Genomic DNA, 23,317 nt, shown 5'->3' on the forward strand with positions numbered 1-23,317 from the left:
CCTTATCTTGATTCTTTCATATATTGGAAAGAATATGCAAAGTTCCCGTTTTTTTGAAGAAAATAGATTATCTAATTCCATACAGTTTTTGTCATATCCGAAACAAATCGTATTTTTACGTCTTGAAAAAGAAGGTATAAATGGTAAAATCCCGCATATTCGACAATACACAGCTATTAAAGGAGCATCCTGAAATTCCTCATTATAAAGAGGAAGTAGTCTGCTTTCAGAGTGAATATAAAGACAGAAGTTATCCTGATAACGAACGTTATTTCAATCGGGAACTGTATATGATATTCGTTCTTGAAGGCCGTTCGGAGATTTTGCTGAATGGGGAGTTTATTGCGATAGAGCCGAATATGTTGCTTATTCATGGAGCAAATTATCTCACGGAGCATCTTTATTCGAGTCGGGATATTAAGTTTATCACTCTCTCCATCTCCGAATCCATGCGGACGGACGATTCTTATCTGACTCAAATAACGGCTACGCTACTGGCAACGATGAGACAGAACAAGCAATATACGATACAACTAACGGAATATGAAGCCGGAATCATCCATAAGGAACTGGAAGTTCTGATGCACCTGATGAATATCAAACATCATTTCCTTTTCCGGCGGATACAGGCGGCGTGCAATGCCCTATTTCTGGATATAGCTGATTTTCTTTCCCGAAAGACAATTATCAAAAAAGAAGTCGGCCGCAAAGACCACGTCTTGCAAGAGTTTCATGCCCTTGTTACCCTTAATTTCAGAGAAGAACATTTTGTGAGTTTTTATGCGGACAAACTGGCTATCAGCGAACAATACTTGGCACGAATAGTACGTACAGGGACAGGTAAAACCATCAATAGTATCATCACAGAATTACTGGTAATGGAAGCACGTACGTTATTAAATTCGACAAAATCAACAATTGGCGAAATTGCTTCCAAACTATGTTTTAGTGATGCCGCCAGTTTTTGCAAATTCTTCAAAAGGAATACAGGGCAGACCCCATTGAATTACAGGAATGAATGTTACAAAGAAAAACTATAAATATTATCGCGGATAAAGGGTCGAACGGACAAAAAAGCAGGAAAATGATTCCTTTTAAATAAATGAAACTGTATTAAAGCAAAGTATCAGTTACTTGTCCTTAATACAGTTTCATTTTATATATCAGGCCTATTTCTTGCTATCTATCTCTTTCAAAAGTTCATCCACAGCCACTTTCAACTGTGTATCTTCACCCTTCACTACGGTTTCGGGGTTATTGGCAACCTTAACATCAGGCTCTAATTGAGAATTTTCCAAATAACTGCCGTCAGGCAAACGATAACCGACAATAGGAATACCGAATACCAAAGACGGGTCTTGTAAAGTTTCCCAAGACACGCTTGTCATTGTTCCCGGAACAGGCATACCGACAAGCTTGCCTATATTCTGATGCTTGTATACCCAAGGAGTACCGTGCGCATTCGAGTAGTTGGCTTCGCATTGCAGCATGATGGAAGGCTTGTTCCAACGACGGCTTGGCATATCACACGCTTCGCGGCCACGCACTACCTGCGTAAAGTATTTCTGACCGCTGAAAAGTATCTCGATATCTTCATGCAGACGACCACCACCGTTGAAACGGGTATCTATTACTATTCCGTCACAGTTGTTGTATTTACCCAAAATATCAGAGTAAACAGTACGGAAACTACCGTCGCCCATAGATTGAATATGGACATATCCAAGGCGTCCGTTCGACCATTTCTTGACATCGGCGGCACGCTGTTTTACCCAACGTTTGTACAGCAGACCATTGAGCTTTCCACTAGTAATAGGCATAACCACTTCTTCCCAACGTTCCTTATTCTGCGGATTATATAACGAGACCAGTGTTTTCTTTCCGGCCATATTATTCAGTAAAGCAGTAATATCCTTATCAGGAGCCAGTTCTTCACCGTTTATCTTTTCGATAATGCAGCCGGCTTTTACTTTGGTACGGGAATGGTCGAACGGCCCTTTCTCCACGACTTCTGAGATTTGCATACCTTTGCCCTGATAATTCCAGTCGAACAATAAACCGAGATTAGACGTCACATCCCCCTTACCTCGCGGAGAATAGCGTCCTCCTGTATGAGAGACGTTCAACTCGCCCAGCCATTCACTCAATAATTCAGCGAAGTCATAGTTATTATCAATGTGAGGAAGGAATTTGCGGTAAGCGGCAGTCATGGCATCCCAGTTTACTCCATGCATATTGACGTTATAAAAACGTTTCTGATGTTGCTTGTAGACATGGTCGAACATGGCTTCACGTTCGGCAGCCAGTTCCATCCTCATTTCGGCCTGATAGCTGATTGGTTTCAATGCGTCCGATTTGGCATCCATCTTCTGCATATTTCTACTTCCCAGCAAGAATATATCCCCTTTCTTGTCCAGCATCAATGATGCCCAACCGGAATTCAGTTTATGAAGACGTTTCGTATCTTTTTCACGAAGGTTCATCTTCCAAAGGTCATAGCCGCCTTCAAAAGCAGAGAAATAATAAAGGTTCTCTCCATCTTTGGAAAGTATGGCACTGCCCAAGTCGGAAGAGTTGGGAGTAAGACGGACGATGCGGTCTTCGATACCGTTGAGTTCTACGACAATATCCTTTGTATCGTCCTTATCTTTATCCGTTTCACCAGAGTCCTTTTCAGCGTCTTTGTCTTTATCAGATTTTTTATCTTTATCAGACTTCTTGTTTTTATCCTTATCTTTCTCTTTAGCTTTCTTCTGTTCTTTCTCAAATTCTTTGAGCAATTCAAAATCTTCTTTGCTCAGGCGATAGCGGTCGTAAGCATCTTGATTCAAGAATACCAGCATGACATCCTGCTGTGAACCCCAGGAAGCATGTGCACGCATACCATAACGTTCTGTCTGAAAAAGAATAGCATTGCCGTCGAGTACCCAAAGCGGAGAACCACTGATATATCCGCTATTCGTCAGATTAGTAATTGTCCCTCCCTGCGCGCTGACTATACCTATATCCGAATAGGGGTCATGGCGATTTCCTATAAATTCAAGAGTGAACCATTTACCGTCAGGCGACCATTCATAGTCAAAGCCACCACCGGTGTTATACCATGTAGAACCATCTGTCACCTGACGTACCTTTTTCGTTTTCAAGTCAAGTACCATCAATCGGTTGCGGTCTTCAATAAAAGCCAGTTCCTTTCCGTCCGGTGAATATTTCGGATATGCACGTTCTACGGTTTTGGAAGGAAGTAATACTTCTTCTTCAATCAAGGTAGCGTTGGGGAAGTTGGGGTCTTCTTTACGGGTTATTTTGGCAGTGTATAGTTGCCAGTTTCCGGTTCGTTCACTGGCATAAACCAATGTACGGTTATCCGGAGCAAAGGAGACGGCAGCTTCTTTGGCTGGAGTATTCGTGATTTGCTTGGTCGTTGCATAGTCCGTAGAAGTGACAAATACATCACCACGCACGATGAAAGCAACCTGCTTTCCATCGGGAGATACAGAAGCTGAAGTTGCTCCCTGAGAGAATTTGAGTGCGGCAAGCTGTTCTTCGTTATCCCGGACAAGTTCTACTTTTACTTTTTGGGGACGGGCATTTACCTCTTGCGTATAAAGCTCCCCATCATAAGTATAACAAAGTGTACCCTTATCGCTGACAGACAGGAAACGTACCGGATGAGTCTTGAAGGTAGTAACTGCTTTCACTTCCTGCGGAGTATTCAACGGGAAAGAGTAAACGTTGAACGAACCGCCATTGCGTTCACTCAAAAAATAAACAGTATTTCCATCGGGAGCATAAACAGGGTTACGGTCTTCCCCACCCCGATTGGTCAGGTTTGTATGCTTTCCGGTTTGGGTATCATACAGCCAGACATCTCTTGTGATAGATGAAGTATGGTGTTTTCTCCATTCGTCTTCAAAGCCTTTCCGGTCTTGATAAAGGAAGTTCTTTCCTGTTTTGTCGAAGCAAACCCATTCGGCAGGAGTGCCCAGAACTTGTTCGGTACGTCCGCCGTCAACAGGAACTTTATACAATTCCGTCATAGCTCCGGTAGGAAACAATGCACTGGCTGCCGGGTCTTGAATAGAAGCGGAAAAAAGCACATACTTTCCATCGGGAGTAAAAGCAGACGGAATTTCCGATGCTGAATGATAAGTCAGCCTCTTAGCCGTTCCGCCAGTGGCAGGCATGATAAAGAGGTCAAAGTTGCCATTGCGGTCGCTGGAAAAGGCGATTTGCTTGCCGTCGGGCGACCAGACGGGATTGGCTTCATAAGATGCTTGTGTTGTCAACTGAACGGCTGTTCCTCCCTGTGCGGGGACTTTGTAGATATCGCCTTTATAACAAAAGACAATTTCCGTTCCATTCGGTGAAATACGTGCGTCACGCATCCACAAAGGAGTAATGGCATAGCCGGACAATGCGGTCAATGCCAGTGCTAAAGAAGTTATTAGTTTCTTCATATCAAATTATTATATATATTTTATTCCAACAAATCGGTTTGAATTACTTTTCCCGTGTAATTATAGAATATCCTGTCGCCAAAATCCTTATAGAAGAAAGCATATTTATCTACTCCCGTACAATGGCAGACACCAATCTGATGTGACAGATATTCTTTCAGATAATCTGCAATGATCTGATATTTCCGTTCTTCCGCGTTATGAATATGAAAACCTCCCAACAGTAAGTTACAAGGAGATTCCGGAAATGCCGCACGGACTGTTCGCAGAATATTTGTAATTCCCCGATGAGAACAGGCGCTCAAAACGGAAAGCCCGTCCGGTTCTACTAGCACTACCGCCAATTCATCCAGAAAAGTATCCGGTATATGGCAACCGTCTTCTTTCTGAACCCGGAAACGTTCAAAATGGGTATCTTCCCCGTCGATAATATCAATAGAGGGAAAGAGAAATACGCCGGGGAGCAGTTCGGTCTGTTCTTCAATAAAACGGAAGCGGGAAAGGTCGAAAGCCTGCGTATGCTGCATTCCGTTTTCGCGTTCATCCTTGAATTTAGGAGAAAAGGCTTCACGTTTACAGACAACCGTTGCCTGAGTGTTCAGTTCCAGGAAATGGCGCAGCCCTCCCGTATGGTCGCTGTGCCCATGGGATAATATCAAATAATCAACTTTCTGCAAGTCAATATGTAGCAGGCGGGCGTTACGGATAAACAAATCGGACGCTCCCGTATCGAAGAGTAATCTATGTCCCGATGTCTCGATATAGAGAGAAAGCCCGTGTTCTGCCTGCAATTTACGTCCATAGACACAATTCTCTACAAGAGTCGTTATTGTATAGCCCATGATGCTTAGTTTTTAAACGAATCATACAATATAAAAAGTTCTGCCACAAAATTATAATAATTCTATGGCAGAACAAGCAATCCGGTCAATTAAGTAATCACAAAAAGAGCAAAGGGTGAGGGAAGTGTGGTAGAAGTTACACCATCTTTCCCATATTATATGCTTCCTGCATATAAGGAGTATCCTTAATCTCCCCTACCTTCCAGGCACCGATTCCATAAACTGTTCCTTTTTCCTGCGCCCCTTCCAGGCAATCGAGGAAGCCACGGAATCCGTCGATGGTGCGCTCCATCATTGCTTTATTATCTTCTGCCGCCGCAATAATAAAATAAAATTCCTTGTTTGTTATCTCCGTATAGCGTGCGCAGCAACGGTCAATCATAATCTTCATCTGACCGCACATCGTGTAGAAATACACAGGAGTTGCCATTACAATCACATCAGCGGCAATCATTTTTTCAACGATTTCCGCTGCATCGTCCTTTTGCGGACAAGGCTTACCGTACATACTGCAAACACTACATCCGGTGCAAGGGTGAACCGTCTTGTCTTTCAAGAATATCTTTTCCACCTCATTGCCCGCTTCGAAAACACCTTTCATAAATTCATCACAAAGCAAATCCGAATTGCCACCTTTACGCGGACTGGACGAAATTATCAGAACTTTTTTAGCCATAACTTTACTAATTTTATCTTTAGAATTAATAGTCTTTTCACTTTGCAAAAATAGACAATTTATGGCATAGTAAATGTATATAAATTACAGAGAGATATACCTTGATTACTGATTTACCAGACATTCTTATGAATCCTGTCCCCTACCCGGATTTCTTTCTGCTTACATATATGCGCATCTTCCGCCGCATAACCGATGGCAAGAAAACAAGTGAACTCATATTCATCCGGAGCATTAACAAGATGTTTCACATACTCCGGTTCGTTGCCAATAGGAATGCGGAATGCACACGCCAATCCTTCCGCCGTTGCTGCCAACAGAATATTCTCAACGGCTGCCCATGCGGAAGCGAAATAGTTGAGTGAACTTTGGTCAGCAGGTTGGCACAGAGGAAAATCCTTTTGCCGGAAAAATGGAAGCACGAGACAATTACTTTGCATAAGCATACGTTGTTGTTTGGGCAAGGCATCGACAAACATGGCATGCTCATCCTTATCCATCACGCCGGCAGCTGCCTTTAGTGCTGTCTGCTGAATGCTTCTGGTATTTTCCGCTACAGGCGATATGAGCCGGGCTATGTTCTCCTTCCCTCTCACGACAACAAATTCAAACTGCCGCAAATGATCATTAGTCGGAGCCTTGAATGCAGCCGACAATACCTTTTCCAACACTTCATCCGTCACTTCCTTATCGGAAAAGTCGCGAATGGTTCTTCTTTTTTCTAATACTTGATAGAAATCCATAACAATACATTTTTATAGTTATACTTATTGTTTCCAGTTGCAAAGTTATCCCACTTTCTTGTTATATATTTGTGGTATTATCTCATATATTTGTCGTATATTTGCATAATAGTCATTTTAAACATACTTTTATGGAAGACACCGTCATTCCTTATGAATTGCCCGAAGTAGAGAATCACTCTTTTTTCTTCATAGACCAACGAATAGAAACCAGTATCGAAGCCAAACTGCACCAGCATGATGCATGGGAGTTGTATTATGTTGTCCACGGATATGGCACACGAATGTCAGGCGACACATTGCAACCTTTCGCAGCAGGCGATGTGGCATTAATACCACCGTCCATGTTTCACCGTTGGGAGTATTCGCCGGATTCGGCAGACAATGACGGATGTGTCCGTTATTTAATGGTCGCTTTCAGCCATTCGCTTGTAGAACGATGTATGGCAGTATTCCCCGAACTGCGTAATCGTCTGACGAACATTACATTCCCGACGAACGCACTGAAATTCGGTACCGGAAGTTCACAAACCATTCGCCGGATATTGTCACGGATGAACGATATGGACGAATTGGGACGCCTATGCGAAATGTTTCGTCTGCTACCTGTCATATTTACCTCATCCGACCATACCCTTGCCGGAAAGCCCATGAGTATTGAACGTGACGTGAGACGTATGCAGCAAATCTGTACTTATGTAATGGCTCACTATATCCATACCATATCTTTGGATGATATTGCGGCAGAAATAGGCATGAACCGCTCCGCTTTCTGTTCCTATTTCAAACGTTGCAAAGGAATGACCTTCTCGCAGTATGTAACCCAATACCGCTTAAATACAGCCTGCGAACTTCTTAAAAATTCACATAAACAAGTATCCGAAATTTGTTTTATGGTCGGTTTTAATGATTTGCCCCATTTCGTCCGGGTTTTCACAAATACCTTGGGAATATCTCCATCCAAATACAGAAAACAATTTCAATAGTCATCTTTTTCTTCAAAGACGATTTTATATCCAAACCATTCAGCGTCATTTCTCCCATTTTTCGAGGTTATTCCAGAGATTTATTGTAAGTTTGTCCACGATACGAACAACATGATACAATGAAAAAAATACAACTGACCGACACACATAAAGAAAAGCTGTTTCAAATCCCCCTTTTCCGGGATTTGCCTTTAAACATTAAAGAATCCCTATTGGAGAAACTGGATTTCGTAGTCTATGCAGCAAACAAGAAAGAGATAGTTGTTACACAGGGAACACCTTGTAACAAACTGTATGTGTTGTTGGAAGGGAAATTGCGCACGGATATTATCGACGGATTGGGAAATGAAGTAATGATTGAATATATCATTGCGCCACGTACCTTCGCCACTCCTCATCTTTTTAATTCAAACAATACTTTGCCGGCTACTTTCACTGCTCTTGAGGACAGTGTGATACTTATGGCAACCAAAGATTCTACCTTTAAAGTTATCAGCCAGGATCCGCAAGTGTTGCACAATTTTCTCTGCATTGCAGGTAATTGCAACATCTGCACCGTATCACGTCTGAAACCACTCTCCCGCAAGACTGTCCGGGAAAGATTCATTGTTTATCTGTTCGAGCACAAGAAGAAAGATTCCCTGATAGTGGAGATTACACATACACAATCCCAACTTGCCGAATACCTGAATGTATCCCGTCCCGCCTTATCGAAAGAAATTAATAAGATTATCAAGGAAGGGCTTATGACAATGGAAGGGAAACGGGTGGAAATTTTGAATAAGGCAGCTTTAGAGAAATTCATATAATAAAGAAACAGGGGCAGGGTTGAAACAAAGGAATAATTTGACTCTTATATCGAAAACAAGTTAAATATATAAATGAGCCGAAAAGAAATGAAACTGTTTTTGTTATATTTGCAATCAGAAAGAAAAGCAGAAAAATATGACAGATGAACAATTAGGGCAAATGAAGCTTATCTTCAATTACAACGATGTATTCTACAGTTTCTTCTATGATGACCTCAGCGGCTGCGTACACCGCTCCCGCGAATATGCCATCAATTACGTCTATTCAGGTGAGATGATTCTCGACAATGGCAATGAGCAAATTCATGTCGGAAAAGGCGAATGCGTCTTCATACCGCGCGACCATCACATCACGATGTACAAGAAGACGAAAGATGGTGAACGCTACTGCGGTATCTTCCTGATGTTCACACGTCGTTTCCTACGTGAAATGTACGGTAAGTTGGGACAACGTAAAGTACCGGCCAATACCGCAAAACTCAATTCCGGAGTGATAAAGCTTCCGAAAACGGCCGAACTCGCCAGTCTGTTCGCTTCGATGACGCCTTACTTCGATCCGAAGGTGAAACCTGCGGATGATCTGATGCAACTGAAATTGCAGGAAGGTTTGCTCGCATTATTACATATCGACAAACAGTTCGCGCCGACGCTTTTCGACTTCAACGAACCGTGGAAAATAGATATTCTGGAATTTATGAACGAGAACTACATGTACGAGTTCACGATGGAAGAGATGGCACACTACACGGGACGCAGCCTTGCCACATTCAAACGGGATTTCAAGAAAATCAGCGACCTCACTCCCGAAAAATGGCTTATCCGTAAACGCCTCGAAGTAGCTTACGCCCTGATGAAAGAGGGCGGCAAAAAGGTCGTGGATGTTTATGCCGAAGTCGGTTTCAAGAATCCGTCTCATTTCTCAACCGCCTTCAAAAAACAGTATGGTATGCCGCCGACCGCCACATTCGTGTAAATCGGAGCAAAGTATATTGAGTTTTTTAATAGATTTATTTGAGCCTCACAGCGACGTCGCAGTGAGGCTTTCACATTACCTTGCAGCTTGTCCCTTACAGTAACCTTACGGTAAGTGCATCCCTGATATTTTTTAGAAAATGGATAGTTGAGCTTTTGAGTAACTCCTTTTGAGCCTGACAATAATGTGCCGCTTGTTTTATAGCCGTACCTTTGCAATATAAAATAGAACAATAACCATTTAAATAATAGAATGATGAGAACAGCGAATTTTAAATCAGTAGCTATCACAGCCTTGTTAAGTATGGGGGTGCTTACCGGCTGCACGAACGGTATAACAAATCAAAAAACAAGTAATCATATGGACACATTGAATCTTACACAGGAATGGGACAAAAAGTTCCCACAGAGCAACAAGGTAAATCATCGTAAAGTAACCTTCAAAAACCGCTATGGCATCACACTTGCCGCCGACTTGTACGAACCCAAGAATATCGAAAGTAAACTCCCTGCCATTGCCGTTAGCGGCCCTTTCGGGGCTGTGAAGGAACAGTCATCGGGACTTTATGCGCAGACAATGGCCGAACGCGGATTCCTCACCCTTGCATTCGACCCTTCTTATACGGGCGAGAGCGGTGGCGAACCCCGCAATGTGGCATCACCCGACATCAACACCGAAGATTTTAGCGCGGCAGTGGATTTCCTGACCGCACACCCCGATGTAGATGCCGAACGCATCGGTATCATCGGCATCTGCGGATTCGGTGGTATGGGACTGAATGCCGCCGCAATGGACACGCGCATCAAAGCAACAGTAGCTTCTACTATGTACGATATGAGCCGCGTGAATGCCAACGGCTATTTCGATGCCGAGGACAGTGCCGAGGCACGCCGCAACAAACGCGAGACGATGAATGCCATCCGGACTCGTGATGCACAGAACGGCACGGCCACTCCCGGTACGCCCGGTCTGCCCGCCAGCATCAAGGGCGACGAGCCGCAATTCGTCAAGGACTACTTCGATTATTACAAGACTGAACGTGCTTTCCACGCCCGTGCCATCAATTCCAACGGTGCATGGAACCCCACGATGGCTCTTTCGTTCATCAATATGCCATTGTTGTCCTATATCCACGAGATTGACAATGCCGTATTGCTCATTCACGGCGAAAATGCCCATTCACGTTATTTCAGCGAGGATGCCTTCAAACGCCTCAAGGGCAACAACAAGGAGTTACTAATCGTTCCCGGAGCCAACCACACCGATCTTTACGACCGGAAGATTCCGTTTGACAAACTGGAAGCATTTTTCAAGTCGAACCTCAAATAAAAAATTGCCATAAGAACCAATATAACCCATGTGGAAGATAATTCCCGAAGCCTTTCCATTCATCTGACAGAGGAAGATTTGCATGATTTGGATACCGCGTTTCCCGCACCGGCACGGAAATTTTAATTCTTTGCCGTACACATCACTATTATAACATTACAGGGGTGCAGCCCACAAGAAAAAAGCTACTTGCCCGACGACTGAAAGAATTTGTCGAATATCCGGTATAGAGGTCTAAGTCATAAAATCCCGGTCAACATAAGCCAACCGGGATTCTCATCATTCTGTTTATTTCTCTACCATTTAGTGAAAAACACTTTCGGGTTGATATTCTCCCTAAAATAAATCCGAATGAGTGCCAGTACGTAATAAATTCAAGATTTTAACCGAATCTTCCACCACATAGATTAACAGCCAATCCGGTTGGATATGACATTCCCTACAACCCATGTAGTCACCTCTTAATTTATGGTCTTTATTCTTATCCGGTAATGTTTTCTCTTCAGCTATCAAACGAACTACTTCATTAAGCTTATTAATATCAAGACCTCTTTTTTTAGCTATTTTCAGGTCTTTCATGAACTGATGCGTTACATTTATTTCAAGCATTTTCTGTTGCTTTTACATAAGCATCAAAAGAATTGAAATGAATCATTTCTCCCTTTTCCATTTCCTCCAAAGCCTTACGGGTAGCATCATTCATATTACTTTGCTTACGCACTTTCGCTATATACGACTTTATCTTTTTTAAAGTATCCAGATTATCTATAGCCATCAAATCTTCCATAACGTCCATCTTGATACTTTTTGCTTCCATTGTCATATCCATATACACCTCCTGACCTTTTTTGCAAAGATAATCATTATTTCCTTTTGCAATATATTAAAAAGCAGTGTTTTTGCAGTATCATACACATAGATTAATAGAGGTATGCCGCTATTAACTAAAAAAATCCCGGCCAACATTTGCCAACCGGGATTTTCATCATACTATTTACTTCTCTACCATTTTGTGAAAAACACTCTCGGATTGATATTCAACGATACCCATCCCCAGTCTTGCCAACTCCTATGATTTCCGCCTTTCACTACATCCATCGTCTTCGTGCCACGCATGAAAGAATATCCGGCAGAGAGTTTCACGTCTTTCATCACTGACCAGTTAATCTGATAATCGACTTCCGAACCTAAAGACCTCTTCAAATCCGGCAATTTAACCGCAGTAGTGAAATAGTGATAATTCATTTCCATATCCACCTTGTCCGAAGCACGGAAACGGACACCGATACGGCTGTCCATCAAACCGGGCGCATAACCGTCCACAAATAGATTCGCATAGAAATAGTCCATGCTTCCGTAGAACTTATGGTGTGTTCCGTAGAGAGGGTCGAACGCTTTAAACTTGCCACCGTTTCCCTTATCGCCGCTCAGATAGTCGAAACTTGCCACAACTCCCCATGTCTTGTCAAAAGCATAGGCAGCCTGCACGCTTCCCATTAATGCCGACACTTTCTCAGCATTCTTATTCTTACCCGTCTGATAGTAGAAAGCACCGTCCAGGTTCCAGCTACCGGGCTTATAGGTAAGATACGTTCCCATTGTATGCAGGTAACGGGTATGCGAATCCTGCGTAGCCGCGTCCCCGGTTTCCAGTCCCAGGTTCATAAACAATAGAGAAGCGCCGAATGGGATTGCATCCGCTTTATAGTGATACCATACGGTCTGCATATTCTTATAAGGCTGTGCGCCGGAAGCATAATAAGTACCGCCTATCTTCTTCTCGTCATTCTGGTTGAAAGCAAGAATAAGGTGCACTTCGTTATTCTTATTCGCATATCCCAGTTTCAACGCGTCATGATAACGTCCCGCCACATTCCAGTCCAGTCCGCCCAAGATACGCTCATCGTCATAAACCAATGCCTGACGACCTAACTGGGCAAAAAGGCCGTGTCCGAAATCAAGTTTTGCCCATGCTTCGTTCAAGACAAAACGTCCGTTCTTGTCAATCTGCGGGTCTTGTCCCCAAACTCCGACGTGCTGTGCCGACATCTTGATTTCCAAGTCCGACCGCTTGTAGTCAATCGACAAACGGGCACGGTTGTTGATAGACGATGCGGCTTTCACCCCTTCATTGCGAGGAAACCAGGCTCCGTTCCGATACTCCGCCCGAGGTCTGATTTGCATCGACATCGAGAACTCATTTTCCTTCTCCGTGTTTTGTGTGTATGCCATGCTTGGCAATAGCATCATAAGCACTAATGACCAATAAAATGTTTTCATCAATATTGCAATTTAAATGATTTGATATTTCAATTCAAATTATAAGTGTGTACACTGACTCCTTGTGCCGATGGAAGATAATTGATTCCATACCAGCACATCTGTAATAAAACAAACGATACTAACAAAATAACTAATGCCGGACGCGCTTTCAACGGTTTGCCCAATCTGAAATGGATATATACCAGATAGGCAAACCAGGTTGCCGCCGCCCATGTCTCTTTCGGGTCCCAAGCCCAGTAATGTCCCCAGGCTTCTTTCGCCCAGATAGCGCCCGTTAACATTCCCAATGTCATAAATGCCAGACCTACATAGGTGAGGTTGTCGCATAAATCCATCTCTTTTCGTTCTATTTCTTTCTTTTTGAACCAAAGCAGATAGACAGCCATCACCGTTGCCGCTCCCAACATGGCGTAGGCGAACATGTACACGATGACATGAGGCGCAAACCACGGGCTTTGCAAAGCAGGCATCAGGGTTTTATTATGAATCTCCGGTTTGAAGATATTAATACAGATAAACACCAGTGAGAGGATACAACTGAAACTAAGAATCCATTTGTACTTCCAACGCACATAGGTAATCAACCCTGCCAACGGCAGAAAGAAAGAATACCATAAACGCGTCTCTCCCATTGTCCGCATCGGGGGACGTTCCAATGAAATCCACATTCCAATCATAAAGCTGAAGAAAACACCTAACCCTAACAGGGTAAATCCGTAAGCCCATCCCGGCTTCGTGCCTTTCCAGGCTGCAAAAGCTCCGATAGCCCAACAAACCAGTGCAATTATGGCAAACAGTACAAAATAGTCCCAACTCATGCTTTATCCTCCTCTTTCCTCTTTTGAGCATTCACGAACAGACAGATAGCTCCTGCCATCATCATAATAATTCCCGCATAAACTATCGGCAGCCACGGGTCGCGAACCAGTTCGAATACGCTGACATCGCTCCATCGTCCTTTTGTCTCGTCGTAACTAAGCTGATAGATTTTCCATCCTTCCACTTCCATCGGACGGTTTACTTCGATTGTTCCTTCCGTTATCGTTCCTTCCTGCGTGTAAATCTTCACTTCCGACGCAAACCGTTGTGGTTCCCGTTCCGGCATCACAAGACTGGTCAAAGAATCCAAGCGGATTGCCTTATAAGGAAAAAGAAAACTTCCGCAGCTCACCCAGCCTTCTTTCATCTGTTGACTCTTCTGATTAACAGCTTTCAGATATACGGCATAGGTAGCACCCATCGAATGAAATTCGGTAAATTTCAATGTATCCTCGGTAGCCACGGAAGCAGCCATCGGGATAGATTGTCCGATGGTGAGTTGCCAGTCCTGCAAGTTGCCGTCCGATACTCCTTCTTCCAGTAGAATATGTACCGGAGATTTTTCGGGAAGCGTGCGGCCTGTCTCATTGTCAATCAACATCAGTTTCGGGGGATATTCGTCGATAGTGAAATCCTTCAGTTCGATAGCCAATGGAAGTTCCACCAACTGTCCTTTATCGTCGGTAGCCCGCCATTCGGCATTCCCCATCCGGGTAGTCATCTTCAAACGTTGCATATCGGCATTGCCTAAAGTGGCCGCTATCAACGCGACGAACAATCCGATATGATTGAGAAGAAACGAAAGGCGGCTCAGTTTGAAAGGAAAGCTGGCACGGAGTATCGTCAGTCCCAATGCAGTGACCATCCAAAAGTAAAGCAGTACAAAAGGCCATGACGAAATCATCTGCGAGAATCCCAGCAAATCCGTTGAAGCATTTGAAGCATGACCGGAAGGAACTTGCCGGACAAGCCCCATTATCACCGTCATGCCGACCACCCACAACAGGGCGGAGACGGCAGCGGAGTAATGGCTCAACCATCCGAACAAATACACACGTTTACGAAGAAGATGCATGGCTATCAGGGCAATGATATAAACCACTAATACAATCACATTGACCGGACAGGCAAACAAGTCCCAGTTGATAGCACCCACCGTCATTTGCAGCAACATGCCTATTACCAGTAATCCTGCGCCAATCGTCAGCCCTTCCTTATAACTCCACGGTTTGCTCCACATATATATATTCTTATACTTATCTTATATCTATCCTATATTTGTCCTATACCTTATTTTATATTTGTTTTATATCTGTGCCAGACGTCCGTTTTCTTTCGCTTTCTCCAACCAGGCAGGAACAGTTGTTTTCAAGAACTTCTCTTTCGCCGCTCTTTCAGCGTCCATATCCAGCCCGATATATTCCTGTGCCTTTGCCTTCGTCGAGATGTCCGGCATCGGAACGTTATCTGTATATCCGTTCTTTGCCAGGACTTTGGATACGGCGAGACGAGCCTGCATAGCACGGTCGAGTCCGTGAGAAAGAATTCTCTGAATTTCCTGCGGTGCATGGAAAGAGCCGCCGTGTGAAGCCACTCCGAAGTCCCAACGCCACTGTGCCTGACGAATCAATGCAAGGACATCTTTCATTTGGTCGTCCGTAGCGCCTTTGTCCCAAGCAAACTTGGCTTCGATATGCGCTTTCGCCAATTCCTGTTCCAGGCGGTTGCGGATTTCGTTCGCTTTGCGCTGGCGTTCGTAAACGTTATTGCGCAAAGTCTCTTCGCTCTCACGATGGCAAACCTGGCAAGTGCGGTCGATCATAGCCAACGGGCTTTGGATATGGTGGTCACTGAATTTCACGCCGCCTTCACTCTTATAAGGCATGTGGCAATCGGCACAAGAGACACCTCTCTGACCGTGAATACCCATCTGGCAAATTTCATAATCGGGATGCTGCGCTTTCAGAATCGGCGTGCGGCTCAGTTTATGGATATAATCGTAAAAACCGGCCTCATCATAATAGGCTTCCATGTCTTCTACCGTGAAACCTTTGTCCCAAGGGAAAGTCAGATATTTGCCGTCGCCTTTGAAGTAATATTCTACATGGCATTGCGCACATACCAGTGAGCGCATCTCCTGCGGAGTAGCTTTGGTGATGTCCTTTCCCTGACGTTGGAAAGCTTCTATCAATGCCGGACGGCTGATATGAAGATTCATTGTTTCCGGGTCGTGGCAGTCGGAACAGCCAATCGGGTTCACAATTTCAGCGCCCATGGCTCCCCACTTATTATTATAGAAAGAGTCTACGCCTATGGCTTCCATCATACGGGGAACATCCGGGCTCTTGCAAGTCCAGCAAGTGGACGGCTGAGGACCGTCGGTCGGATTCACGGGTGCACCGGTACGAAGTGAAGCGGTAATGTCTTCAATAGCATGCATATGTCCGCGCGGAGTGGAATAGTCTTTAGAGAAAGCGTATCCTGCCCAAAGGACAACCATTTCGGGACGTTTTTCCAGTGCGTCGACTGCAATATTTCCATTAAATTCGCTTTCAAAATCAGTCTTTGCCGTTTCTGTCCAAGTCTGATATTCACGAGGGAAATCATCCTTGAATAGTTCATTCCGTGCTTCAATCCCTTTGATAACATTTTTGCGGTTGTTGAAAATACTGGCAACTTCCGCCCTACGCTCCATCAACGCAGAAACGCATAATCCCAAAACAAACACAACGACCATTGAACCTCCGAACAACAGCCATCCTTGCCATGATTTTAATTTCTTTTCCATTGTATATCGGTTTTATTATTTTATTACGTATTTCATTTCCTGTTAATCTTTATTATTCACCATTTTCCGCAACCATTCGGGAACAGGGGATTCGGGAAGGGGAACGATAGCTCCCGGTGTGCCTGACAAGGAGTTCTTTCCGCCATGAGGTACATCGCGGTGGCAATCCCAACAAGCCTTCCCCTCTCCTACTTGCGACAGCATATAATCAATCTTACCCGTCTTCACAAACTCGGTATTGAGCTGCGTATGACAGCGGATACAATTATTCATTATCACTTCGGAACTGGCTTCGTGAGCCTGGATAACCTGCGGTTCGCTTTTCGTGAGAAAGGCGGCGACGTGCTTCATACCGTCTATACCTTTAAAAGTCCATTTCTTCACGGCATTTTCATGCGGCACATGACAGTCATTGCAAGTGGCGTCGCGTGCATGAGAGCTATGAAACCATGTCGCATAGTAAGGAGTCATGATGTGGCAGTTCACACATGCGGCCGGGTCATCTCCTAAATAGGTATGCGCACGGAGCATATACATGAATAGTGCTCCACCGCCCACAATAATTCCGCCGATGATGACAGCCGCTACCTTCCATTTATAAGAAGGAAAGAGTCGATTTATTATTGGAAACTTCATCATATGAAAAAGTATTTTTTACAAAAGTAAAGGTTTGGAAACAAAAAAGGTGTAATAGATATTACACCTTTTGAAAGAAAAAAGACTCTTTGTTAAAAAAAAGAAGAATCTGTCGTTTCCGCAGACTGGAAACAGTTTGTTTTTCCTTATAATACGCAATGGGGCATCTTATTCGTCGTGATGATGGTCTTCATCTTCCACTTCGTTGCTCAACTTGATGTTGCGGGCGACATAAGACTCATTGCCTGCGGCATCCGTGCAATAAACCATCAAGTGATAGTCTCCCGGAGTCGCATCGGCGGGTATCACAATATCGTGATGATGAATATGCGCCGTTTTCTGTCCCGAAATATCATAGGATTTGTTGAAACTGAAATCCACGGTTGCCGCGGCAGCCCTGCTATTGCCGCCATGCGAATGGTGGTCAAAGTTGCTGTGTATCTCAATCTTATAAGATTTCAGCATAACATCGTCCGACAAGTCCATTTCCAAATGAACCCCGTGTTCATTTCCGATTTCAAGGGCTTGCCCCTCTTCCGGTTCGTGAAGTTCAATCAGCGGTTTGGTGGTATCACTGGAGTCGTCGTTATCACAAGAGACAAATACAAAAGCGGACATAGCCATAAAGGCAATCATCGGGAGATAAAATTTATTTTTCATTTTAGGATTTTTTTAAATGGGATTTTGATTAATAACTGGAAGTTGCGTCCCGGTTCGGGGATTTCAACTTTCCTGTAAAAGCTAAGATGATTGTAATATCGGGTATTGAAGATATTACGGACGGTCAGGGTGATTTCTATTTCACTGTTTCCACCTGTCGGAATGTTTAATGAGCCGCCCAGATGGAACAGGTTTGCCCCGGACGTACGGTCTTCGTTGCGGTCGACACGGTTCTGACGGGCGATACTTTGCCATTCGGCATAAAGCATATAGCGTTTATGCTGCCAGGTCAATGTATTCCACATACCGGGCGGCGGAGAGAAACTCAACGGGATATGTTCGTCACAATTATAGGTGTAGACATACTCGGCGGAGATACGATAATTGAAGTTGCGCAGAAAGCGGACATCTATCGTAGCTTCCGTTCCCGCGAATAATGCTTCCGCTCCGGTGTAGCGATAGATTTGTCCGGCATGGGGCAATACAGACCATTCGCCGGTAGGACGCAGGAAGATATAATTGCTGAACCAACTGACAAAGGGGGAAACGGAAAAAGAGATTCTACGGTAGTTCAGGTTATAAGAAGCGTCCAGTTGCCAGCCTTGCTCGGACTTCAGCGTCGCGTCTCCCTGCTCATGGCGGAAAGTGCCGTGATGCACACCGTTGGCGGCAAGCTCGTTCGCGCCGGGCAGACGAAAACTGCGTCCGACATTCAGCTTTATCATATGAGCGACCGAGGGTGTCCACACAAGTCCTAAAGAAAAGGAGTAATCACCGAAATGTTTCTTCACTGCGTGGCTGTTCCACTTATAGAAGTCTATCTGTTCCTGTTCATATCCTTGTTTTTGCAGATAATCGGCAAGATAGGCGTCTTCATGGGCAGAGATGTTGATATGTCCGTAGTCATATCGTACTCCCCCGCTAATGGAGAGGACATTGTTAGGTCGATAGGTGGTGAGCCAAAGCAATCCGGTGGTGGAACGGTGGTATTCGGGCAGTAAGAACGAATAGCCGGAGATGCCGTTTCGTTGATGTTGCCCGTCCCACCCCAGCGTATGTTCCCACGAGGAAGAACCGACAAAGCGTGCTTTTACCGAAGCACTGTAAGTATTCAGGTTAAAAGCCAGTTCTTTGTCCGGGTCTTTCTCCGGTGCGGGTTGCGAACCGTAGTGGGTATGGAAGGCACTCCATTCTTCACGATGATTGTTTTGGAAGCCCAAATCACCTGACAGGATTAGTTTCTCCCACGCATATTGCTGATGGGTAGTCACTTTCAGATGATTCACTTTGCTATACGGCAACTCAATATTGCGGCTGTCTCCGTCATCCTCTACGCGGGACACGTCGGGCACGCCGTGCGCTCCTGGAAAGAAACCGGTCTTTTGATATACATTGCTTACGGAGTAGTTCGCCTTATACCTTTTTCTTTGATATTGGGTGAAGAATCCGACATTGCGTTCGATACCTGCCGTGTTCTTTAACTTGTGTCCGTAGACGGGCATTTTCTGCGTGAGATAAACGATGGTATCCGTAGGGATACGATAATCTCCGAAATGCTGTTCCGAGTAGCGGATATGGGAGTACCAGGCATTCTTCTTTATTCCCAGCATCAGTGAGCCGCCAATCGTTCCATTGACAGATTTGCCCAAGAGTGTAACGTCTCCAAAGACATTGTTGCCAGTAGGGACGGGTGGCGGGGTTATATCAATCACTCCGCCCATCGCGTCGCTGCCGTACAGCAAGGAAGCAGGGCCTTTGAGGACATTGACCGCTTCGATATTGAAAGCATCGAGTTCCAGTCCGTGGTCGGCTCCCCATTGTTGCCCTTCCTGCTTGACGCCATTCTCCAATACGGCAATCCGGTTGAATCCCATTCCGCGAATCATCGGTTTGGAGAAGCCGGAGCCTATATCCATCGCTTGCACGCCGGGGATGTTCTCCATCGCCTGCATGAAGTTTCCTGTAAAATGTTTGCGCAGAAAATCCTGATTTATCACTTCAACCGTGAGTGCAGACTTCTTGGCTTGACGTTGCCGGTACGTTTCCGTCACCACAACATCAGGCAAAAGCATGCTCTTGATTGAATCGGACTTCTGTGCGTGGACGGGTAAGGCTACAATCAGCCCCAGTACGCCCGAAATAATTCCGATACGCATCAATTACAATCTTTATTTAATGTGTAAAATGAGTATGAGGACAGGTTACAGTGAATCTGTCTTCTTCGTAAATTTGAGTATGTAATTATGCGACAGGGGGTGCACGCAGTTGATGCGAACAAGTCCGTTTGAAAACGACCTTATCCTGATAAATGATTGGCTCGTAAGGCACGAGCGTTAATGTACAATGAAATTCTACCGGTTGGGGTTCGGTAAAGAAAGAAAGGGAGTATTGGCATATCGCACAATCATCGGATGATTTGTGAGAGTGCCCGGCATGAGAACATGACTTTTCATCCTCGCTTCCATGGTAGTGAAAGGTCTTCACTACAAAGAAAGGAATGAATGTCATGAACAACACCCACGCTATGTATGCTCTTATTTTCCTATTGTGATACATTCTCCCTCTATTGGTTATATAGAATAGTGGGAACAAATATAGGGGTATGAAAGAGAACTGACAAATTATCAGGCTTAATATGTGTTATCAGACACTCCGATTGATGATAAAACTCCTAATGATGATACAAACAAATAACACTTATACTTCCCAACATTTCCACCCTTTATTGGCACAAATATACACCACATACGTCCTCACATTATAGTTAGGAAACTTTCTCTTCGTATCTTCACCATATCTTTTCACCTGCTCCACATGTTCGGGAAGAGGTTCGGTAAACGCAAGCATTTTTTCCGCTTCTTTCGCACGGTAATATTTGAATTCCACGACACGGTCATCGGTATAATAGTCCGTACCGGGAATACCTGTCATTTCAAAATCCGAACGTCCTACGGAATTATTCTGTTCAATGGCAAATGTATAGCAACTGCTCAAATAACGCGAAACAAGCTCATAAAATGAACATCGGATGAAGTTCTCATTTATTTTATCAAAGACCTGTGCCGGAAATTGCCCCAAGTATTGCTCAAAATAGTTTTGTACCAGTGGCTCCAAACTCCGGTTGGAATCATACTTCCGATATACAGGAACATAGCGCTGCGCATTACCCTCTATGTTGTTTAATTGATTATAGTAGTCCATATATACACTACGCATCGTCATATTAGGCAATGTTGTCACGAATTTATCTTTCAACGTTGTCATTCCCAAATAAAACAAGCTAATGGGATAAAACTCCTTGTCAAAGAACTTTTTCTTATTGAATTTACTGGCAAGGTCGGCTACATTATAAGGCAGCTCATCATCAATAACCAACGCATCCAACATTGCTTTTGCATTATCCAATGAAAGGGTGAGCCGACGAATCCAATTAATATCGGTACGCAGATTCTCATCTACCAGTTCGTCAGGAATACTACCGGCATTAGCTGCAAACTTCTTGAAAAAATAAGTAAGGATAGTAGCATTGAATAACCGCTCTCCATTAAAACGGAAACGATAACCATCGTAGTTGCTTACAATCAACTGCCAGATTTCATCAAAACGTTCCTGTCCTGTAGAGTATTTGTCAAGTACATAACGTAAATATGTCTCTGTCTCTTCGTATGTAAACCCAAGCATATTCAGGAAATTGGGTTCAAGGGTCAATATCTCTGCAATATTATATCCACTGGTCAAATCATCCATTGTAACAGGTAATACCCCTGTACAGAAACAAGTACGGACGCTCCCCTCACCTATACCAGCTTTTATTACCTTAAAGAAAGTACGCAGGAAACTGTCAGCAGTCGTCACTTCTTCATAAAGCGGGTCATTATATGCAGTCAGCAGTTGATTCGTGAAATTATCATATTCATCAATCAATATATAGACCTTAGGAAATTCGTGAGAACGGGCAAAACCTAGAACCTCTTCCAACATTTTGGATGCATCTCCCCGATTGGCAAATTGAAAATCACCAAATAAATCCCGATTATGCTCCACCATAATCTCCACAGGGGAGCAGTTCAAATCATTAAAGTTCTGCGCTAATCCTTCAATGTTATCCGCCATCACCATTTTGGAGAAATCATAGCGAATAATCATATAACGATTATGTTCCTTTGTAGGATGACTGCCAATCCAAGTTCCTCCAAACAATTCCTCAAACCGATTCGCTTTAGTACGGTCATAATAGCAAGCTAAAGTAGAAACCAACAGGCTTTTTCCAAAACGGCGGGGACGAAGAAATACAGGGGCATTATAATCCTCTAATTTGGGAATATAGTTGGTCTTGTCAACATAATAAAAGCCACGTTCACGCAAATCCACGAAATCCGCTACTGCATAAGGAATAGTTATTCTTGCCATAATCTTACTATTTTCTTTATAGACAAACAAAGGTACAAAATTGTTAGCAAAAAGAAGGATAATTACCTATTATAAATATTATTCTTCCTGTTTCCATACATAAAACACATTCCTTCCCGCCCCTCTCTTACGCAGTTTCCCCTCTTGAATAAAAGTATTCAAATCATCTACAGCTTTCAATCGGGCTACTCCTGTCAGTCTGCTATATTCTATGCGGGTGATTCCACCATTTTTCTTCAGGAACTCCTGTAACATTTGAAGACGTCGTTCGATAGGTATCTCTGTTTTGGAAGTAGTCCGGCCGGAGTTCTCCACCCGTTCGAGTTCTATCTCCCGATGTACTTTCTTTTTAAATTCTTTGGAAGTACGTAAATGAACATTATCGAAGCGAATAGACTCGGCACGAATTTCCTTCTTATTCATTACTTTATGAGTACATTTCAATGAAATACTGAAATGCCCAAGTTCGCCCAGTTCTACAATGTATCCGTCTGCCAACGCTTCGGCAAGTTCGTCAACGACGGCCCCAAGTACTCCTTCAATAATATTATGGGGAAAAGGCTGGTGGCGGGATACACGTTCTATAAATTCTTTCTTCGAATAAGTTCCATTCGAAACAATACGGGCATGAAGCGGTTGTTTCTCTCCCGTACTATTAGGGTCAGGCGTTTCATACAAATCATAATATGCACTCATAAGGATATTTTTTATTGGTTGTTTATACATTTAATAGCTTATTCGCTGACATTTACCTCTTCCTTCCCTAAACCTTATTCTCCGTTTAGTATAAAAATAATCGTCTGACAACTGTTCTCTTTTCATCTAACACCTGTCAGACGAAAAAGAAACAGTTGTCAGACGAAAGTTCAACAGCTGTCAGACGAATAGCTTATCGCATACAAA

Annotated in this window: 21 protein-coding genes; 5 read left to right on the forward strand and 16 right to left on the reverse strand. The window is 43.8% G+C overall.

Annotation, left to right across the window (positions count from 1 at the left end; all coding sequences use genetic code 11):
* Positions 1-140: 140 nt before the first annotated feature.
* On the forward strand, positions 141-1,040 hold the full coding sequence (locus BQ7997_RS01830; RefSeq protein WP_073342947.1) for a helix-turn-helix domain-containing protein: 900 nt from the start codon (positions 141-143) through the stop codon (positions 1,038-1,040).
* Between the two features lie 129 nt (positions 1,041-1,169).
* Here BQ7997_RS01830 and BQ7997_RS01835 read toward each other — a convergent pair whose 3' ends face one another.
* The 4 genes from BQ7997_RS01835 to BQ7997_RS01850 all read right to left on the reverse strand — a co-directional run bounded on the left by BQ7997_RS01835 (position 1,170) and on the right by BQ7997_RS01850 (position 6,721).
* Positions 1,170-4,460: a S41 family peptidase gene (locus tag BQ7997_RS01835; RefSeq protein ID WP_073342950.1), complete on the reverse strand. Its 3,291-nt coding sequence runs from the start codon at positions 4,458-4,460 to the stop codon at positions 1,170-1,172.
* A 20-nt stretch (positions 4,461-4,480) separates the two neighbouring features.
* Positions 4,481-5,302 carry an MBL fold metallo-hydrolase gene (locus tag BQ7997_RS01840; protein ID WP_073342952.1) on the reverse strand — a complete coding sequence of 274 codons (822 nt, stop codon included), beginning with the start codon at positions 5,300-5,302 and terminating at the stop codon, positions 4,481-4,483.
* 136 nt (positions 5,303-5,438) lie between these two features.
* Positions 5,439-5,978, reverse strand: coding sequence for a flavodoxin family protein (locus BQ7997_RS01845; protein ID WP_073342955.1), 540 nt, complete (start codon positions 5,976-5,978; stop codon positions 5,439-5,441).
* Between the two features lie 113 nt (positions 5,979-6,091).
* On the reverse strand, positions 6,092-6,721 hold the full coding sequence (locus BQ7997_RS01850) for a nitroreductase family protein (protein ID WP_073342956.1): 630 nt from the start codon (positions 6,719-6,721) through the stop codon (positions 6,092-6,094).
* Positions 6,722-6,852: 131 nt separating this feature from the next.
* Here BQ7997_RS01850 and BQ7997_RS01855 point away from each other — a divergent pair, with 131 nt between their 5' ends.
* From BQ7997_RS01855 to BQ7997_RS01870, 4 genes are all read left to right on the forward strand, one after another.
* Positions 6,853-7,707: an AraC family transcriptional regulator gene (locus BQ7997_RS01855; RefSeq protein WP_073342959.1), complete on the forward strand. Its 855-nt coding sequence runs from the start codon at positions 6,853-6,855 to the stop codon at positions 7,705-7,707.
* Positions 7,708-7,826: 119 nt separating this feature from the next.
* Positions 7,827-8,516 carry a Crp/Fnr family transcriptional regulator gene (locus BQ7997_RS01860; RefSeq protein ID WP_073342961.1) on the forward strand — a complete coding sequence of 230 codons (690 nt, stop codon included), beginning with the start codon at positions 7,827-7,829 and terminating at the stop codon, positions 8,514-8,516.
* Between the two features lie 136 nt (positions 8,517-8,652).
* The gene (locus BQ7997_RS01865) at positions 8,653-9,489 is read left to right on the forward strand and encodes an AraC family transcriptional regulator (RefSeq protein ID WP_022138636.1); all 837 of its coding nucleotides are present in this window, start codon (positions 8,653-8,655) and stop codon (positions 9,487-9,489) included.
* 255 nt (positions 9,490-9,744) lie between these two features.
* Positions 9,745-10,818 carry an alpha/beta hydrolase gene (locus BQ7997_RS01870; RefSeq protein WP_073343529.1) on the forward strand — a complete coding sequence of 358 codons (1,074 nt, stop codon included), beginning with the start codon at positions 9,745-9,747 and terminating at the stop codon, positions 10,816-10,818.
* A gap of 336 nt (positions 10,819-11,154) precedes the next feature.
* On the opposite strand, the gene BQ7997_RS01875 is transcribed toward BQ7997_RS01870, so the two are convergent.
* The 12 genes from BQ7997_RS01875 to BQ7997_RS01930 form a co-directional block, all read right to left on the reverse strand.
* A complete protein-coding gene (locus tag BQ7997_RS01875; RefSeq protein ID WP_073342963.1) occupies positions 11,155-11,427 on the reverse strand; it encodes a type II toxin-antitoxin system YafQ family toxin in 273 nt (90 codons plus the stop codon).
* Positions 11,420-11,647, reverse strand: coding sequence for a hypothetical protein (locus BQ7997_RS01880; RefSeq protein WP_073342966.1), 228 nt, complete (start codon positions 11,645-11,647; stop codon positions 11,420-11,422). Before BQ7997_RS01880 ends, BQ7997_RS01875 begins: the two co-directional genes overlap by 8 nt.
* Before the next feature lie 173 nt (positions 11,648-11,820).
* Positions 11,821-13,098 (reverse strand): alginate export family protein, encoded by a 1,278-nt coding sequence (locus BQ7997_RS01885; protein WP_073342968.1) that lies wholly within the window; start codon positions 13,096-13,098, stop codon positions 11,821-11,823.
* Positions 13,099-13,127: 29 nt separating this feature from the next.
* Complete coding sequence (locus tag BQ7997_RS01890; protein ID WP_073342971.1) at positions 13,128-13,919, reverse strand: cytochrome c biogenesis protein; 792 nt, start codon at positions 13,917-13,919, stop codon at positions 13,128-13,130.
* On the reverse strand, positions 13,916-15,160 hold the full coding sequence (locus BQ7997_RS01895; protein ID WP_073342973.1) for a cytochrome c biogenesis ResB family protein: 1,245 nt from the start codon (positions 15,158-15,160) through the stop codon (positions 13,916-13,918). The genes BQ7997_RS01890 and BQ7997_RS01895 overlap by 4 nt, the downstream gene beginning before the upstream one ends.
* A 66-nt stretch (positions 15,161-15,226) precedes the next feature.
* On the reverse strand, positions 15,227-16,708 hold the full coding sequence (gene nrfA / locus BQ7997_RS01900) for an ammonia-forming cytochrome c nitrite reductase (RefSeq protein WP_073342976.1): 1,482 nt from the start codon (positions 16,706-16,708) through the stop codon (positions 15,227-15,229).
* A gap of 42 nt (positions 16,709-16,750) precedes the next feature.
* The gene (gene nrfH, locus BQ7997_RS01905) at positions 16,751-17,347 is read right to left on the reverse strand and encodes a cytochrome c nitrite reductase small subunit (RefSeq protein ID WP_073342978.1); all 597 of its coding nucleotides are present in this window, start codon (positions 17,345-17,347) and stop codon (positions 16,751-16,753) included.
* A gap of 165 nt (positions 17,348-17,512) precedes the next feature.
* Entirely contained in the window at positions 17,513-18,004 is a 492-nt protein-coding gene (locus BQ7997_RS01910) for a DUF4625 domain-containing protein (protein ID WP_073342981.1), read from the reverse strand.
* Positions 18,001-20,160 carry a TonB-dependent receptor gene (locus BQ7997_RS01915; protein ID WP_073342984.1) on the reverse strand — a complete coding sequence of 720 codons (2,160 nt, stop codon included), beginning with the start codon at positions 20,158-20,160 and terminating at the stop codon, positions 18,001-18,003. The genes BQ7997_RS01910 and BQ7997_RS01915 overlap by 4 nt, the downstream gene beginning before the upstream one ends.
* Positions 20,161-20,245: 85 nt before the next feature.
* Entirely contained in the window at positions 20,246-20,560 is a 315-nt protein-coding gene (locus BQ7997_RS01920) for a hypothetical protein (protein ID WP_073342986.1), read from the reverse strand.
* A gap of 141 nt (positions 20,561-20,701) precedes the next feature.
* A complete protein-coding gene (locus BQ7997_RS01925; RefSeq protein ID WP_073342988.1) occupies positions 20,702-22,414 on the reverse strand; it encodes an ATP-binding protein in 1,713 nt (570 codons plus the stop codon).
* Positions 22,415-22,492: 78 nt separating this feature from the next.
* Positions 22,493-23,110 (reverse strand): HU family DNA-binding protein, encoded by a 618-nt coding sequence (locus BQ7997_RS01930; RefSeq protein WP_073342991.1) that lies wholly within the window; start codon positions 23,108-23,110, stop codon positions 22,493-22,495.
* Between the last annotated feature and the right edge of the window lie 207 nt (positions 23,111-23,317).

Source organism: Bacteroides congonensis, assembly GCF_900130125.1.
Taxonomy (GTDB): domain Bacteria; phylum Bacteroidota; class Bacteroidia; order Bacteroidales; family Bacteroidaceae; genus Bacteroides; species Bacteroides congonensis.

Bases quoted from the DNA above. Each gene is read 5' to 3' on its own strand.
- BQ7997_RS01830 (WP_073342947.1), top strand. From the start codon at position 141: ATGGTAAAATCCCGCATATTCGACAATACACAGCTATTAAAGGAGCAT.
- BQ7997_RS01835 (WP_073342950.1), bottom strand. From the start codon at position 4,460: ATGAAGAAACTAATAACTTCTTTAGCACTGGCATTGACCGCATTGTCC.
- BQ7997_RS01840 (WP_073342952.1), bottom strand. From the start codon at position 5,302: ATGGGCTATACAATAACGACTCTTGTAGAGAATTGTGTCTATGGACGT.
- BQ7997_RS01845 (WP_073342955.1), bottom strand. From the start codon at position 5,978: ATGGCTAAAAAAGTTCTGATAATTTCGTCCAGTCCGCGTAAAGGTGGC.
- BQ7997_RS01850 (WP_073342956.1), bottom strand. From the start codon at position 6,721: ATGGATTTCTATCAAGTATTAGAAAAAAGAAGAACCATTCGCGACTTT.
- BQ7997_RS01855 (WP_073342959.1), top strand. From the start codon at position 6,853: ATGGAAGACACCGTCATTCCTTATGAATTGCCCGAAGTAGAGAATCAC.
- BQ7997_RS01860 (WP_073342961.1), top strand. From the start codon at position 7,827: ATGAAAAAAATACAACTGACCGACACACATAAAGAAAAGCTGTTTCAA.
- BQ7997_RS01865 (WP_022138636.1), top strand. From the start codon at position 8,653: ATGACAGATGAACAATTAGGGCAAATGAAGCTTATCTTCAATTACAAC.
- BQ7997_RS01870 (WP_073343529.1), top strand. From the start codon at position 9,745: ATGAGAACAGCGAATTTTAAATCAGTAGCTATCACAGCCTTGTTAAGT.
- BQ7997_RS01875 (WP_073342963.1), bottom strand. From the start codon at position 11,427: ATGCTTGAAATAAATGTAACGCATCAGTTCATGAAAGACCTGAAAATA.
- BQ7997_RS01880 (WP_073342966.1), bottom strand. From the start codon at position 11,647: ATGGATATGACAATGGAAGCAAAAAGTATCAAGATGGACGTTATGGAA.
- BQ7997_RS01885 (WP_073342968.1), bottom strand. From the start codon at position 13,098: ATGAAAACATTTTATTGGTCATTAGTGCTTATGATGCTATTGCCAAGC.
- BQ7997_RS01890 (WP_073342971.1), bottom strand. From the start codon at position 13,919: ATGAGTTGGGACTATTTTGTACTGTTTGCCATAATTGCACTGGTTTGT.
- BQ7997_RS01895 (WP_073342973.1), bottom strand. From the start codon at position 15,160: ATGTGGAGCAAACCGTGGAGTTATAAGGAAGGGCTGACGATTGGCGCA.
- nrfA (WP_073342976.1), bottom strand. From the start codon at position 16,708: ATGGAAAAGAAATTAAAATCATGGCAAGGATGGCTGTTGTTCGGAGGT.
- nrfH (WP_073342978.1), bottom strand. From the start codon at position 17,347: ATGATGAAGTTTCCAATAATAAATCGACTCTTTCCTTCTTATAAATGG.
- BQ7997_RS01910 (WP_073342981.1), bottom strand. From the start codon at position 18,004: ATGAAAAATAAATTTTATCTCCCGATGATTGCCTTTATGGCTATGTCC.
- BQ7997_RS01915 (WP_073342984.1), bottom strand. From the start codon at position 20,160: ATGCGTATCGGAATTATTTCGGGCGTACTGGGGCTGATTGTAGCCTTA.
- BQ7997_RS01920 (WP_073342986.1), bottom strand. From the start codon at position 20,560: ATGTATCACAATAGGAAAATAAGAGCATACATAGCGTGGGTGTTGTTC.
- BQ7997_RS01925 (WP_073342988.1), bottom strand. From the start codon at position 22,414: ATGGCAAGAATAACTATTCCTTATGCAGTAGCGGATTTCGTGGATTTG.
- BQ7997_RS01930 (WP_073342991.1), bottom strand. From the start codon at position 23,110: ATGAGTGCATATTATGATTTGTATGAAACGCCTGACCCTAATAGTACG.